The sequence below is a fragment of the Alkaliphilus crotonatoxidans genome, assembly GCF_054658015.1.
Window position 1 is genome coordinate 893723 of sequence record NZ_BAAHXS010000006.1, and the last position, 15644, is coordinate 909366.

Consider the following 15644-nt stretch of genomic DNA (forward strand, 5'->3'; position numbering starts at 1 on the left):
AAAATCCCAGTGGAGGCCTACATTAAAACCCTGGGATTTTTAGCTTCCATGCCTTTTAAAAAGTCCTTTATTTTGTTACTTCTATAGTTTAGATTTTTCAAATTTGCTATAATGGTTTTAAGAACCATGTTCAGGAAAGGGAGGGGATTACTTGAATAAACTAACACCCATGATGCAGCAATATATTGATATTAAAAAGCAATATCAGGATGCATTGCTTTTTTTCAGGTTAGGGGATTTTTATGAATTATTCTTTGAAGATGCTGAAACAGCCTCAAGGGAACTGGAAATCACCTTAACAGGCAGAGACTGTGGACAAGCCGAGCGGGCACCTATGTGCGGTGTACCCTACCACTCAGTTGACAGCTATATTGATCGTTTAATCACCAAGGGCTATAAGGTGGCCATTTGTGAACAGGTGGAGGATGCCTCCCAGGCTGTGGGAATCGTTAAAAGAGATGTGGTTAGGGTCGTTACCCCCGGTACCATCATGGATACCCAATTGATTGATGAGAAAAAAAATAATTATATTATGTCAATTTATGGCTGCCCACAGGGATGGGGGATTGCCTATGGCGATTTAACCACAGGAGAGCTAAAGACCACTGAAATAATTGGAGCAGAATCAAAACAGAAATTAATTGATGAAGTTTCCAAAATTCAACCTAAGGAAATTATCTATTACATAGATGACGACTCCTTTAAGAATACAATACTTCAAGAGCTTCCCAAGAAGTTTGACCTGATGGTCAATTTGCAGCCCCCCTGGTGCTATGAGCTGTCCTATGCTAGTGATCAACTAAAAAAACAATTTAAACTGATGGCCCTGGATGGCCTGGGACTCACGTTAAACCATCTGGGAATCAATGCTACAGGGGCTCTACTGGATTACCTCGGCACCACCCAAAAAAGAACCTTGGGTCATATCAATCAGCTCAAGGTATATCATATCAGCGAAACCATGGTTTTAGACTTGACCACTCGGTCAAATTTAGAACTGACTGAAACCATCCGAAGCAGAAGTAAAAAGGGCTCATTGCTTTGGGTCTTAGACCGAACCCAAACGGCCATGGGGGGCAGAATGCTCAGGAAATGGATTGAGGAGCCTCTGCTGAATCCTGATAAAATTAATCATCGTCTGGATGCCGTAGAGGCTTTAAAGGATAATTTACTACTAAGAAGTGAACTGAAGGACTCCTTAAAACAGGTCTACGATATTGAGCGATTGGCGGCAAAGGTGGCCTATGGCTCTGCCAATCCCAGAGATTTGGTGGCTTTAAAGACCTCTTTAAGGCAGGTACCCCAAATCAAAGGGTTGTTGCAGGCAAGTATGGGACTAATCAAAGCATTGTATGATCAGCTTGATCCCCTTGATGATATCACTGATTTGATAGATCGGGCCATTATCGACGAACCACCCCTTACCCTGAAGGAGGGTGGTGTGATTAAGGCCGGTTATCACCCCCAGGTAGATGAGCTTCAGCTGGCCTCTAAAGAAGGAAAGCAATGGATTGCCGGCTTAGAACAGACTGAAAGGGAAAAGACCGGAATTAAGAATTTAAAAGTAAGCTTCAACAAGGTCTTTGGCTATTACATAGAGGTAACAAAATCTTACTTAAAGCTGGTACCAGAGGACTATATTCGGAAGCAAACCCTGGCCAATTGCGAACGCTATATTACACCGGAGCTTAAGGAAATGGAATCAAAAATACTGGGTGCGGAAGAAAAGATCATCGTCCTGGAACAGCAGCTATTTACTGAAGTCAGAGAAATTGTGGCCAGGCAGGTAAAAAGGCTTCAGACCACAGCAGGTTCCATCGCCGCCCTAGATGCTTTACATTCCCTGGCCGAGGTAGCATCAGAAGGCCAATATGTTAAGCCCCAGATGAATACAGAGGGCCGCATACATATTCAGGAGGGCCGGCACCCTGTGGTAGAAAAAATGCTGGGCAGCCAGCACTTTGTCCATAATGATACCTGTATGGATCACGACCAGCACCAAATCTTAGTCATTACCGGGCCCAATATGGCTGGAAAATCTACCTATATGAGGCAGGTGGCCATCATTGTATTGATGGCTCAAATAGGCTCCTTCATTCCCGCCAGGGAGGCCACCATTGGTATTGTAGATCGAATTTTCACAAGGGTAGGGGCCAGCGACGACCTGTCTCAAGGCCAAAGTACCTTTATGGTTGAAATGAGTGAAATGGCTAATATCTTAAATTGTGCCACAGAAAACAGCCTATTGATTTTAGACGAGATCGGACGAGGAACCAGTACCTTTGACGGACTCAGTATCGCCTGGTCTGTTATTGAACATATCAGTAAGCTTTTAAAATCTAAAACCCTTTTTTCTACCCATTATCATGAGCTGACAGAGCTGGAAGGAAAGATTAAGGGGGTTAAAAATTATCGAATTGCAGTAAAGGAAGAGGGAGAGGACATTATTTTCTTGAGAAGGGTCGTTGAGGGCAGCGCTGATAAAAGCTATGGTATACAGGTGGCAAAATTGGCAGGACTCCCTTCTAAGGTTATCCACCGGGCCAATGAGATTCTACAGCAGCTAGAAGAAAATGATATTGTTAAGACCAGGCACCTTGAGTCTGTTGAGGAAGAAGTAGCAGCAGCCCAGGAACCCCAGGAGGCTGCCCCCCTTCAAATGAACTTTGATGTACTTTATCAGCAGTCAGTTTTAGAGGAGCTGAAGGGAATCAATCTCTTAAATACAACCCCCATTGAGGCCCTCAACCTGTTGGCTCAGCTTCAAAAAAAGCTCAATCAATTATAGATGCAAGGAGGCAGGCCTTATATGATTCGATTACTGGATGATCAAACCATCAACAAAATTGCTGCAGGGGAAGTGGTGGAAGGTCCCTATTCGATAGTAAAGGAGCTGGTTGAAAACGCCATTGACGCCCAGGCCAGTTCTATTATTTTGGAAATTAAAGAAGGAGGAAAAAAGCTCATTCGAGTTACCGATAACGGTGTTGGTATTCCGGAAAATCAGGTGGAATCTGCCTTCTTAAGACATGCCACCTCTAAAATTTCCGGTGTGGAGGATTTAGAAAAAATTCTTTCCCTGGGCTTTAGAGGGGAAGCCCTGGCCAGTATTGCTTCCATCTCTCAAATAGAGGTCATCACCCGGCCTAAAAACCAGGTTTATGGAATGTGCCTTGAGCTATCCGGCGGAATGCCTGTTAGTCAGAGACAGGTGGGATGCCCGCCAGGCACCACCATGATGGTGAAGAACATTTTCTTTAACACCCCGGCTCGAATGAAGTTTATGAAAAGCACCTCTGGAGAAACTGGCAAAATAACTGAAATCATCACAAGATTAGCCCTAAGCCGGCCTGATATTTCCTTCAAATATATTAACAATAATAATATTATGTTTACTACCCCGGGTACAGGAGATCTTTCGCAAGTGATTTTATCGGTTTTTGATCGTGAGCTTTACCAGAGTCTAATCTACCTTGATTCGGAACAGGGAGACTACAGGGTAGAGGGCTTCATCAGCCAGCCCACCTATCTTCGTGGCAACAGAAATTATGAAATAATTTTTATTAATGGGCGTTATGTGAAAAGCAAGGTGATTTATCAGGCCATTGAGAATGCCTATCGGGAGCGTCTTCCCATCAATAAATACCCCCTTTGCATTCTCAATATTCATCTGGACCCTTCCACCCTTGATGTTAATGTACATCCTACTAAAACTGAAGTAAAGTTCCATCAGGAGGAAAGCCTAAGGCGCTATGTAGAACAACGAATTGAACAAGCACTGTCGTCAGAAATGATGATTCCTCCCATTGGTCTTAACCCCCTCTATTCTAGAGGAGAAAAGACTGAAAGGGAGCGACAGATTCCATTCAATGAGCCTTCTATTAAACCTGTTGTTCCTACTGCTCCTAAGGTATTTGAGAAGCCCTCCAGCTATGAAGGGGAAAGGAACTTAAAGGTTCAATCAGGGCCGGCGCCACAGCCTTTATTTAAGGAATTGGTACAGCAGCAGCAAAAAATTATCTCCGACACTAAGCATCAATCAGACCTGAAGGAAAGGGAAAACATCAAGCAACAAAACTTCTTAGCCGATCTTTTAAATGATACCAGAGTAATTGGTCAGCTATTTCAAACCTATATCGTACTGGAAAAGAACCACGGAATGTATTTAATTGACCAGCACGCTGCCCATGAACGACTCAATTACAATCGTCTGAAACGGGAGTTTGAAACTGCCGGCGTGGTCACTCAACAGCTTTTGGCACCCCAGGTGATATCTTTGTCTGCTGAAGATTATGAAGTTGTCAAAGCCTATTTACCTAAATTTAAACCTGTAGGATTTGAAATAGAAGATTTTGGGCAAAATACTATTATTATAAGGGGGGTACCAATGATTTTAGGCATCCCCCGCAATTATCAATTTTTATTGGATACAATAGACGAATTGAAAACCGGCTATAACAAGCATCAGCCCTTTCATGAAAAACTAATTCAAAAATCCTGTAAGGAATCCATAAAGGCCATGGATTCCCTTAAGCATCAGGAAGTAATGGCACTATTAGAGGATTTAAGCCAATTGGAACCACCCTTAACCTGCCCCCATGGCAGACCCATTGTATTAATGCTCACAAAGCATGAAATAGAAAAACACTTTAAACGAATTCAATAGAGGGGAGTGAAGCCCTTGAAAAAAAAGGTGCTGTTTGTGGTTGGGCCTACAGCCGTGGGAAAAACCGATACGGCAATTTACCTGGCTAAAAAATTAGATGGAGAAATTATTTCAGCAGATTCAATGCAAATTTATCGTTATATGAACATTGGGACAGCCAAGCCCACCCTTGAGGAACAGCAGGGAATTCCCCATCATTTAATGGATTGTATCGAACCCGATGAGCCCTTTACAGTAGCTGAATTTCAAAGAAGGGCCAAGTCCCTGATTCATACTCTGGCTGAACGGGGGAAGCTTCCCATTGTGGCAGGGGGAACGGGCCTTTATGTTAATTCTCTTTTGTATAAGATGGATTTCACCAGCAGTGTATCTAATTGGCAGCTTCGTCATCAGCTGGAGGCAGAGGCCAGGGAGCAGGGAGCAGAACACCTGCACAACAGGCTTAGGGCTATGGACCCCAAGGCTGCGGAACGGATTCATCCAAATAATATCAAGCGTGTTATTCGTGCATTGGAGGTGAATCTTGAGGGACAACAAATGGGAGATTTCCGAAGGGATATCCCCCTTGAGGATGCCTATGACAGTCTGATCATCGGTCTAACCAGAGATCGACCAGAATTATATGAAAGAATTAACCTGCGGGTTGATCTAATGCTCCGACAGGGATTAGTACAAGAGGTTCAAAATCTGTTAAACAGAGGCTATGAAGAGGACCTGACGGCCCTTAAGGGGCTGGGCTATAAAGAGATTATAGCCTATTTAAAGGGTAGAATGAGCCTTGAGGAGGCAGTAGAGATTTTAAAAAGAGATACCAGACGTTATGCCAAACGACAACTCACTTGGTTTAAAAGATACGAAACAATAAAGTGGCATAACCTTTCTGAATTTCAAAATAAAGATAAATTATTTGCAGAGATTATGCAAGAGGTTGAAGGACATTTCAACTTCTTATCGAATAAATAGAATTATAAAGATCTATTAAATTTTGAGGAGGCCACCCCATGAAAAATACAATTAATTTACAGGATGTATTTTTAAATCAAGTTAGAAGGGAAAATATTCCTATCACGATATATTTAGTGAATGGATTCCAGTTAAAGGGCTTTGTTAAGGGTTTTGATAATTATACTATTGTACTGGATACCGACGGCAAGCAGCAGCTGATCTATAAGCATGCGGTGTCAACTATCTCTCCTTCAACAACGGTAAACCTAACCCAAACCGTTAAAAACCAAGGCTAGTGAAAATTCCCCTAAAATGGGGAATTTTTTTATAATCTATCCTATATAGGTTTCAACAAAGGTCTTCCTTTATATCTTCCAAAGGAAGACTTTGTTTTTTGTAAGGAATCGGCTGGCTTTTAAATATTTTTTTGCCTCATTTTGAATAAGATAGAATAGCATCTATTTAGAGGTGATTGAGGACATGAAAAAAAATAATGTCAGTCGTTTTACCGGCAAATACCACTCCCTAGCCACAGGAAATCTCTCTACCAATGAATTTTTCGATGAATTAATCATCAACTCCAGACCAAAGGAGCAGGCACCCCAGGAGACCCTTGAGGAGGCCCTTCATTCCCTATACTCATTAATAGGCCTGAAAAAGGTAAAGGAGCTGGTGGAAGAGATTTTAGCCTATACCGATATTCAAGAAAAGAGAAGGGCCCAGGGGTTAAATGCCGATGCTTTAGTTTTACATATGATTTTTAAGGGGAATCCCGGTACCGGCAAAACCACCGTAGCACGAATAATGGGTAGAATTTTTAAGGCCAAGGGTGTATTGGAAAAGGGCCATTTAATTGAAGTTGAAAGGGCTGATCTAGTAGGAGAATATATTGGCCATACAGCTCAAAAAGTACGGGAACAGGTTAAGGAAGCCCTAGGGGGCATATTGTTTATAGATGAAGCCTATTCCCTTGCCCGGGGAGGGGAGAAGGATTTTGGAAAAGAGGCCATCGATGCCCTGGTGAAGGCTATGGAGGACCATAAGGATGAAATTATATTAATTTTAGCCGGTTATCAGGAGGAAATGGATCATTTTCTAAAAATTAATCCAGGTCTACAATCACGCTTTCCCATTCATATGGATTTTCAAGATTATACCATAGAAGAGCTGGTGGAAATTGCTGAAACCATGATAAAATCTAGGGAATATACCCTGTCTAAATCTGCCAGGGCAAAACTGTATTCATTGTTATCACAAAAAAGAATACAGGAGGGCATTCATTCCGGTAATGCCAGGCTGGTTCGAAATCTAATTGAAAGGGCTATACGGCGACACGCAGTTAGATTAAAGGATAAAACCCATTGTTCCCTTGATGACTTAATGATCCTCCTAAGGGAAGACTTTACATTGGAAGAGAAGCCTCTTTGATGTCATGGTTTTATTTTTTACAGCATATGATTTAGCATATACCCTTAATCCCATCGGATGGTGAATGGAATGACTAGCTGTATTTTAATTGGAAAGCCCAATGTTGGAAAAACTTCATTTTTTCTTAGCTTTGCTGGTTATTTAGGTATTACCAAATGTCTGCTGACCTTTAAAAGTCCAGATGGTGAAATAAAAAGACAAGCTTATCAGCTGGAACTGGCTCAAAAATACTTGATTAGTCAGTCACCCTTTAAAACAAAGGAAATTTGTGAAATCGAGCTGCAGCTTCCTGTCTATAAAGGCACGAAGGAGCTGAAGCTTTTAGATACCGGCGGGGTCATTGACGGTATCCATGAAGACGAATATATTAGAAAGTCCATGGCCTTAACCCTTGAAAGTATTCAAGGGGCCAAGGCAGTGCTTCATCTGCTGGATGCCCCCCTGGTGGCCCAAAGGCAGGAGCTGGGCCTGACCCAAATAGACGATCAAATCAATCGTTATGGTATTCTACGGGGAGGATATTGTATTTTAGCCAATAAAATGGATTTGCCCATGGCTCAGGAAGGCCTGAGAATCATCCAGAATCGGTATCCCAATACCTATATCATTCCCCTGTCAAATGTTAATTCCTTAGGGTTTAGAGAGGTGAAGCAATTTGTGGGCAGAAATATTTAAGCGATACTTAGCAGTGATTTTGACAGGCCTGGTAATAAAGCTGTTGGATGATGAAGTAGACCAGGATCAACCACCAGCCACCCTCAAAGTGTTAAGGGAGCTTAGACGCTATAAGCTACCCTATTGCCTGCTTTTCTTTGGCGTGGCCATGTTGTTGGACTCCTCCTACAGCTTTAGCCTCTTTGCCTCGGCCTATATCATAGGAATGTTTCCTATGAAGGGACAAATGCTGCCCCTAAAGCTTAAGGCCTACCAGGAAAACCTATTGATATTGGGAATTTCTTTGCTTCTAATTCCCTTTACCCAATTCCTTCATGGCCTGCTGATCATTTTCTTGATCCAGTTGGTGGATGACTTATTTGATATGGAATATGATCAGATCTATGGCTATCACAATTACTGCCTTCGCTTTGGCAGGGGAGAAGTTATGATTTTTTCTATCATACTGCTTATTACTGTTTTTATCATCAACTGGATGAACACCTTTATCGTCCTGCCGGCAGCCTTTATGATAAATTACTTGTATTGCCAGTACTAGGAGGGGTATAATGCTATATGGAGTCATGATTATTGTCAATTTAATTTTTCTATTACTAGGCTATGGCTTTGGCCGGAGGGTGGGCAACAGGGAAGGATACAACAAGGCCTTGAGCTATGTTCCCCTTCAAATGAAAATAGATTATTTTCAGCACAATCAATGCCCTATTTGTAATAAGTACCATCATCACAAAGGAGGAAAAAAATAAATGTCCATTAACAATAATATATTAACGGAGCTGTTTCAGATACCCCCAGCTCTTGTTGAAAGGGCGGAAAAAATAGAGAAGTCATTAAAGCCCATTTTTGAAAGATACGAGGATATTAAGGCCCATAATCAATATAAGGTCTTGAAGGCAATGCAGTCGTGCCGATTAAGCGACCAGCATTTTCAATGGACCACCGGCTACGGTTACAATGATCTGGGAAGGGACAAGCTCGAGGAGGTCTATGCCAAGGTTTTTTCAGCAGAAGATGCCCTGGTTCGCCCCATCATTGTCAATGGCACCCATGCCCTGACCCTGTCACTGTCGGGTATATTAAGCCCAGGGGATCATATGGTTTCAGTAACGGGCAAGCCCTACGATACCCTGGATGAACTGATTGGAATTAGAGGTGATTATCACAATAGTCTTTTAAAGCTGGGTATTACTTATCAACAGGTTGATTTTTTAGAGAATGGCGAAATCAATTTTGAAGAAATATTAAGGGTTGTTACCCCCCAAACCAGATTGGTTTATATACAGCGTTCTACCGGCTACAGCTTTCGCAACGCCTTAACCATTTCTGTCATCCATAGAATTGTCCAACTGGTTAAGGAAATTAACCCCAATGTTATTTGTATGGTTGACAATTGCTATGGAGAATTTTTAGAAGAAAAGGAACCGACAGAAGTGGGGGCAGATATTGTTGCAGGCTCCTTAATAAAAAATCCAGGCGGGGGACTGGCTTTGACAGGGGGATATATAGTTGGCCGCAAGAGCCTGATCAATGCCGTTGCTGACCGTTTAACCTCCCCCGGAATTGGTAAGGAATGTGGCTTAACCTTCGATCAATCACGAAGGATGTTTCAGGGACTATTTTTAGCACCCCATATCGTTTGTGAAGCCATGAAGGGTGCCGTATTTTGCGGCAAGCTGTTTCACGAAGCGGGTTACCAGGTCAGACCTGGAGTTGAGGATCAACGAAGCGACATCATTCAGTCTGTTCAGCTGGGAAGCCAAGAAAAGGTGGTGGCCTTTTGCCGTGGGGTTCAGTCGGCAGCCCCTGTGGATTCCTACGTAAAGCCAGAGCCATGGGCCATGCCGGGCTACGACGCGCCGGTTATAATGGCTGCTGGAGCCTTCGTTCAAGGCTCATCCATTGAACTAAGTGCCGATGCTCCCATTAGGCCTCCCTATGTAGCCTATTTTCAAGGAGGGCTCACCTATGAGCATTCAAAGCTGGGGGCCTTGATGGCTTTGAGAAATATACTGTCCTTAGAATAACTATAAAATCACTAATAGTTAAAGCCCCAGCACGAATGGTACCACCCATTGTGCTGAGGCTTTTTATTGTAGCTATAATAGAGAGGCTCTTCCAGAAACTACATTTTTCTAAAAACGCCAACAACCTTTCCAAGGATTGTGACCTCATTAACGATCAGAGGATCCATTAGGCTATTTTCAGGCTGTAGCCTAAATTGCCCCTTTTCCTTGTAAAATCGCTTAACAGTGGCTTCTTCACCAATCAGGGCCACCACAATATCGCCATTGTTAGCTATCGATTGCTGACGTACGACCACATAATCCTTATCCATAATCCCTGCTTCAATCATACTTTCTCCCTCGATAGAGAGCATAAATAGATTGGCATTTCCTCCATCAACAAAATCAATAGGCATAGGGAAGGTGTCTTCAATATTTTCTACTGCCAGAATAGGTTGCCCCGCAGTGACCTTGCCAATAATGGGAACATGAATCATTTCTTTATTTTTTTGAATGTGGGGATATTCATTGTCATTTGATAGAATTTCAATGGCCCGGGGCTTGGTGGCATCTCGTCTGATGTAGCCTCGATCCTCCAGCTTGGCCAGGTGACCATGAACAGTGGAGGTAGAGCGAAGGCCCACGGCTTCACAAATTTCCCGAACAGAAGGTGGGTATCCCTTTTCACTAATCTGCCCCTTCATATACCGTAAAATTTCTATTTGCTTATTACTCAGATCTTCATACATAGAAGTGCTCCTCTCTTATTTCAAGAATTATTTCCTATATTATACCATATCAACTGGCTTTTCTCAAACGTTTGTTCGTAAATAGTTGAATTTTCTTGCTTACTCATCAATCCATTCAAAATTCTTGACGATTTCCCGCTTAACATTCTTTTTATGGGCGGCATAGAGTTGAGTAGTCGTAACATTATCATGATCTAACAAATTCTGAACATCATAAATTGAAAAGCCCTGTTGGATAAGGGAAGTGGCTGCTGTAGCCCTTAGCTTATGGGGGCTGTAACCGTTATCTGGAGTCGTTTCTAAAACATAGGCCGTATATTTCTTCACAAGATTTCGAATGGCTCTGGTCGTCATTCGTTTTCGCTGCATAGATAAAAAAAGGGCATCCTTGCTGTCTTGATCCTCTTGATCAGGGGTAGGCCGTTCCAATTCCAGGTAATCCTTGATCACCCTTTCACAGGTCCGGTTTGTTGGCATTAAAACCTCTTTTCCCCGCTTTCTGTAAATACGAAATTCACCACGGCTAAAATTAAAGGAGGAAATATTCAGCTGCTGCAGCTCACTTAATCGAAGTCCATAGGTAACAAACAGCATTAAAATGGCTCGATCACGATATTTGGTTTTTTGCCAATAGGCACGTTCCTTTTCAGTAAAAACCTCACCATTTTCTACTAAATCCAATAATCTTGCCACCTCATCAATCTCAAGCCTCTTAATGGCGTCAGGCTGAGGCTTGGGCAATCGAATGGGATTAAAGCCGTCGGTGATATTATTTTTTATCATCTCATCACGATATAAATACTTAAATAATACCGAAAGGGAGGATTGCTTTCTGGCCAAGGCTCGATTATGATTTTCCATTATCTTTACAGCAGTATCATTTTTAATCATATAACGGGTACAAAAATCACCAATAAAACGATTAATATCCTTAGCTGTAATTTGGTTAAATTCATCCGGTGTAATATCCTTTGGGTTCTCTGCAGCAGTTAATTTGGTTTCCTTTGTCAAATAACGGCAGAAAAAAAGAATATCCTGCAGATAGGCCAGGCGGGTAGAAAGGGCCACAGCATTTTTAAGGTAAAGGAAAAAATCTGCCATAAAATCCGGAAGCTGCGCTTCGATTTCTAAAACGGTCTCAATGATTTGGTGTTCCTTTTGTACAATATTATCGGGGCGATCTGTTTTATTATGTACCTGTATCTGCTTTTTTTTCTTCATTTACATCACTCCTAAAGCTATTTTATCCTCTATGACATAGAAATTCAAGGGGATAGAAGCATCTTTATCGATAAACCCCAAAGCAATGGATAGGTCTAATGTACTATTTTTAAGTAATAATTTGACAATATATTTAAAATTATGTAAAATTTATATTATAATTTACAAAATACGACTAACTGCTGCACAAACTATTAAAATTAGACAAGGAAAGGGAGTATGTGGAATGGAACATAGAAATGTTAACATTATCGGTGTCGGTACCTATCATCCCACCAAGGTCGTTAAAAATGACTACTATATTGAACATTTTAAAAAGCAAAACATTGATATTGCCAAAATGTTCGATCATCTGGGCAGAGAAACCAGGCAACTGGCCGATCCAGATACAGATGCCATTGAAATGGCTGTGGAAGCCTCAAAAAAAGCCATCGAAAAGGCAGGCATTACCACAGATATGCTGGATATGATCATATTTGTTTCTGAAACTCCCGAATATACGATTCCAACCAATGCACTAAAGCTTCATCATTTTTTGAAGGCAAAAAATGCCCATATTACATATGATATGAATGGCTGCTGTACCGGTATGATTACGGCCATTGATCAGGTGTCTAGAAATATGAAAACAAATCCAGAAATTAAGTATGCCCTTGTGGTAGGGGCCATTTTAATTACACCCCTCGCCTCTGAAAGGGACCCCATGTTTTATGGTACCTTTGGAGACGCCAGTGCCGCTGTTATTTTGGAAAACAAAGTGGAAAACCAGCCCCGGGGCTTTGTTGATTCTCAATATATTACCAATTCCGAATTCCATCATACTGTACAAAATCCAATGTGCGGCCTTTCTAAAATTCATCGTGATGACGTAGAGCCTGAAATGAAAATGGCAGGGAATGTCCCTTTTGATTTTAGCTTTTTAGCCGATGAATGGACAAGAACCATTCAGTTGCTTTTATCTAAAAACCAATTGAAAATAGAGGATATTGATCATTTTATCTTTTCTCAGTTTTCCAAGACTGCTATTCTTGGTGCCTGCGAAAAAATGAACCTAAGCCAGGACAAAATCACCTTCGTTGGCGATCAATACGGCTATACCGGCTGTACAAGTCCTATAATTGCCTTAAGGCATGCTTTAGAGAATAAAAAGATAAGCGCTGGGTCAAGGGTAATTTTCATTTCTGTTGGTTCAGGATATAATATTTCTGCTGTGCTTTATGAATTTTAACAGATAACTAAAACAGCTATAAAAGCATATCACCTAAAGAGGACTATTGTTGAATAGTCCTCTTTAGGTGATAGTTATTAAACAGAGAAGGATCCCTATAGTTGTTTTAAAGCATCTTCTAGAGAGGGTACAAAGGTAAAGGCAGAGGTAAAGTTATCCTTACCAACCCTTTTAACTTGAGATTGTGCAATGCTAGACTCAAAGATTACGCTAAAACGCTTTTTAAAGGGAGTTGAAGCATATAACTGAATCATTTCCTCTAATAAAGGAACAATTTCAGGACCATTTACCTTAATATCTTTTGCATCAATAATCAGACTATAATTTTTTACATCAATCTGACCAACCTGTTTTTTATATTCTGCCATAAAATTCTTGGCATCGTCCAACGAAAACATTCCGCCGCTCTTGATTAACATTAGCTTTTTTCCATGATCCAACTGAAATTCATACTTTTTCATTTTTTGTTCCCCCTTAAAATTTTAATTAATTTGTTTTATAAAGTTAAATTACTATCATAAAATGGTAATAATTTAACTGATCATATAAAAGTCTTGATAAATAAAAGTTACTATACTGTAATAGTGGTGTCAACATACAATTCCAATTTTCGACAATATAGGACTATAGTCTCATTTTTGCCATCGAAAACCACCCATCTGTAAGGTTTATTAATCACTTTTCCAACTAAAAGAAGGACATAATTGACTAAAATCAATTCATGTGCTATATTTAGGTCATACGTCCGAACTTTTTTAAATCATATTTATGTTATAGGTTAATGGGCCGATATTGTTAATTTTCCATGTGACAGGAGGATGGTAAAGATGAATTTATATGATGTTATACTCTATTTTACCTTTTACTCATTTTTAGGATGGGTAATGGAAACCATTTTCGCCAGCATAAAGGAAGGAAGATTGATTAACAGGGGATTTTTGACAGGATTTTTTTGCCCCATCTACGGATTTGGAGCTGTTTTAATCTTGATTTCATCAGGATGGATAGAAGCTATAATTGAAAATTCCTTAGGTATACTAATATTGAGCCTGTTGACCGGTGTGATATTGGTAACCCTTTTGGAATACATTACAGGGTTTCTTCTGGAGAAATTCTTTAATTGTAAATGGTGGGATTACAGCCATGAAAAATTCAATCTTAGAGGCTATATTTGTCTGTCTTATTCCCTATTATGGGGGGGCCTTGCATTATTACTGCTGAAAGTGATTCATCCCAGTGTTTCCAAAATGATTTCTTCCTTCGTACCCTCGGTAAAGGGATATTTAATTGTCCTTATTGTAATATATTTTCTATCCGATACCTTTAAATCAGTTATCGATTCCTTAGATCTTAGAAGTGTTATTTTAAATGCCAATGTCTCTGATCATCATTACTTTGAAAAGATTATCCAATACAAAAGATTTTTTAATGCCTTTCCCAGGTTGTTAATTTTAAATGCTAACATTAGAAATCGAGAAATTAAAAGTATATTAAGCCACAGAATGGATAAAATCAAGGGAAAGCTCAGAGGCAGGTTCAATTAAAAAGTAATCAAAGGTAATCTTGTTGGGAGGGATCTATCAATGGAATCGGAAAATATGAATCAACCTCAAAGGATACTTCATGCTGCCTTCAAATGTATGGCCGTAAAGGGCTATGCCAATGTATCCATGCGGGATATTGCAGATGAAGCAGGGGTTGTATTGAGCCAACTGAACTATTACTATAAAAACAAGGAAGGATTATTAAAGGAAATAGTAAAGACTGTAGGAGATCAGTATCTAAATGAGGTAGAGCTGAGGTTAATGAAGGGCAAATCCCCAAGGGAGAGAATTTCCTTTTTAATTGAATACTTTCAAGAGATTTTGAGAAATAAACCAGATATCTTTAAGCTGCTTTTTGACCTAACCAGCATGTCATTATGGTCACCGGCTTTAAAGGAGCTGCAGCATGATCTATTCAACAATATCGCTAGCCTGATAGAAAAGCACATTATAAAAGAATTTGCCAATCAGGATAAATATAAACACATTTGTTCCAATGTATTGTCCAGAATGATGCTGGGAACACTGTTTGGTACTTCAATACAGGTAATACTGGCCGATGAAAAGGAAGAGATGATTGATTCTTTGTCAGCCCTAGGGGCTCTGTTTGAGTAGAGCAGAGCCCTTAAAACAAACCAGTATTCAAGAGATATAGTAAAATTCATAGGGTAACATGATAGGATTAATATATTTCCATAAACTACAATTGATTTTTGATTGCTAACATAGTTTTGATAGTTCAAAAACAAAGCCATAATTTTAATAGCACTAATAATTATCATTATAAAACATATCAATATCTAAATCTAAGGAAAAGGAGTTAAAAGGACTTTTCTTTGTAGTGATATTGATTATCATTATTATTCAATCCAACTATTCCCTAAATATACATTTAAAGAATAGTTGGATTGAGTGAAAGCAGCTCCTTTAAATTACAATAATTCATTGAGTTGAACCTGTTAACTCAAAATTTGTATCTCCCAGTACATTTTTATATCATATTAATAAACACATTTACGGAATTAAAAAATCAAAATTGATCTCAAGGATTTAATTTAATTCGTTCAAATAAATAACTGGTTAAATCATTATAGCCATTTAATTGATCATTTTATGTCTATCTTAATATTATTAACCCACAATATTCTTAGCTTGCTTAATAAGGCATGTTTTTAAGAGCCATTA

At 40.0% G+C, this 15644-nt stretch carries 15 protein-coding genes; 12 read left to right on the plus strand and 3 right to left on the minus strand.

Annotated features, from left to right (window positions below):
* Positions 1-151 precede the first annotated feature (151 nt).
* The 9 genes from mutS (at position 152) to ACYQ1I_RS16315 (ending at position 9738) form a co-directional block, all read left to right on the plus strand.
* Positions 152-2788: a DNA mismatch repair protein MutS gene (mutS, locus tag ACYQ1I_RS16275; RefSeq protein WP_459767195.1), complete on the plus strand. Its 2637-nt coding sequence runs from the start codon at positions 152-154 to the stop codon at positions 2786-2788.
* Positions 2789-2809: 21 nt separating this feature from the next.
* Complete coding sequence (gene mutL, locus ACYQ1I_RS16280; protein WP_459767197.1) at positions 2810-4666, plus strand: DNA mismatch repair endonuclease MutL; 1857 nt, start codon at positions 2810-2812, stop codon at positions 4664-4666.
* Positions 4667-4681: 15 nt separating this feature from the next.
* Positions 4682-5629, plus strand: a complete 948-nt coding sequence (gene miaA / locus ACYQ1I_RS16285; protein ID WP_459767199.1) for a tRNA (adenosine(37)-N6)-dimethylallyltransferase MiaA — start codon at positions 4682-4684, stop codon at positions 5627-5629.
* 38 nt (positions 5630-5667) lie between these two features.
* Positions 5668-5907: an RNA chaperone Hfq gene (gene hfq, locus ACYQ1I_RS16290; RefSeq protein WP_459767201.1), complete on the plus strand. Its 240-nt coding sequence runs from the start codon at positions 5668-5670 to the stop codon at positions 5905-5907.
* A gap of 184 nt (positions 5908-6091) precedes the next feature.
* Positions 6092-7039: an AAA family ATPase gene (locus ACYQ1I_RS16295; protein ID WP_459767202.1), complete on the plus strand. Its 948-nt coding sequence runs from the start codon at positions 6092-6094 to the stop codon at positions 7037-7039.
* A 69-nt stretch (positions 7040-7108) separates the two neighbouring features.
* A complete protein-coding gene (locus tag ACYQ1I_RS16300; RefSeq protein ID WP_459767204.1) occupies positions 7109-7714 on the plus strand; it encodes a GTPase domain-containing protein in 606 nt (201 codons plus the stop codon).
* A complete protein-coding gene (locus ACYQ1I_RS16305; protein WP_459767206.1) occupies positions 7695-8252 on the plus strand; it encodes a hypothetical protein in 558 nt (185 codons plus the stop codon). Before ACYQ1I_RS16300 ends, ACYQ1I_RS16305 begins: the two co-directional genes overlap by 20 nt.
* Before the next feature lie 10 nt (positions 8253-8262).
* Positions 8263-8460, plus strand: a complete 198-nt coding sequence (locus ACYQ1I_RS16310; protein WP_459767208.1) for a hypothetical protein — start codon at positions 8263-8265, stop codon at positions 8458-8460.
* Positions 8461-9738 (plus strand): methionine gamma-lyase family protein, encoded by a 1278-nt coding sequence (locus tag ACYQ1I_RS16315; protein WP_459767210.1) that lies wholly within the window; start codon positions 8461-8463, stop codon positions 9736-9738.
* A gap of 98 nt (positions 9739-9836) precedes the next feature.
* Here the strand turns inward: ACYQ1I_RS16315 and lexA are convergent, their stop codons facing one another.
* A complete protein-coding gene (lexA, locus tag ACYQ1I_RS16320) occupies positions 9837-10466 on the minus strand; it encodes a transcriptional repressor LexA (protein ID WP_459767212.1) in 630 nt (209 codons plus the stop codon).
* Between the two features lie 99 nt (positions 10467-10565).
* Complete coding sequence (locus tag ACYQ1I_RS16325) at positions 10566-11687, minus strand: tyrosine-type recombinase/integrase (protein WP_459767214.1); 1122 nt, start codon at positions 11685-11687, stop codon at positions 10566-10568.
* Between the two features lie 226 nt (positions 11688-11913).
* Between ACYQ1I_RS16325 and ACYQ1I_RS16330 the strand changes: the two genes are divergently transcribed.
* Entirely contained in the window at positions 11914-12915 is a 1002-nt protein-coding gene (locus tag ACYQ1I_RS16330; RefSeq protein ID WP_459767216.1) for a 3-oxoacyl-ACP synthase III family protein, read from the plus strand.
* A 95-nt stretch (positions 12916-13010) separates the two neighbouring features.
* On the opposite strand, the gene ACYQ1I_RS16335 is transcribed toward ACYQ1I_RS16330, so the two are convergent.
* A complete protein-coding gene (locus tag ACYQ1I_RS16335; protein WP_459767218.1) occupies positions 13011-13376 on the minus strand; it encodes a hypothetical protein in 366 nt (121 codons plus the stop codon).
* 366 nt (positions 13377-13742) lie between these two features.
* On the opposite strand from ACYQ1I_RS16335, the gene ACYQ1I_RS16340 reads away from it, so the two are divergent.
* Both ACYQ1I_RS16340 and ACYQ1I_RS16345 read left to right on the plus strand, forming a co-directional pair.
* A complete protein-coding gene (locus ACYQ1I_RS16340; protein WP_459767220.1) occupies positions 13743-14459 on the plus strand; it encodes a putative ABC transporter permease in 717 nt (238 codons plus the stop codon).
* A 39-nt stretch (positions 14460-14498) separates the two neighbouring features.
* Entirely contained in the window at positions 14499-15074 is a 576-nt protein-coding gene (locus ACYQ1I_RS16345; RefSeq protein WP_459767221.1) for a TetR/AcrR family transcriptional regulator, read from the plus strand.
* The last annotated feature ends 570 nt before the right edge of the window (positions 15075-15644 follow it).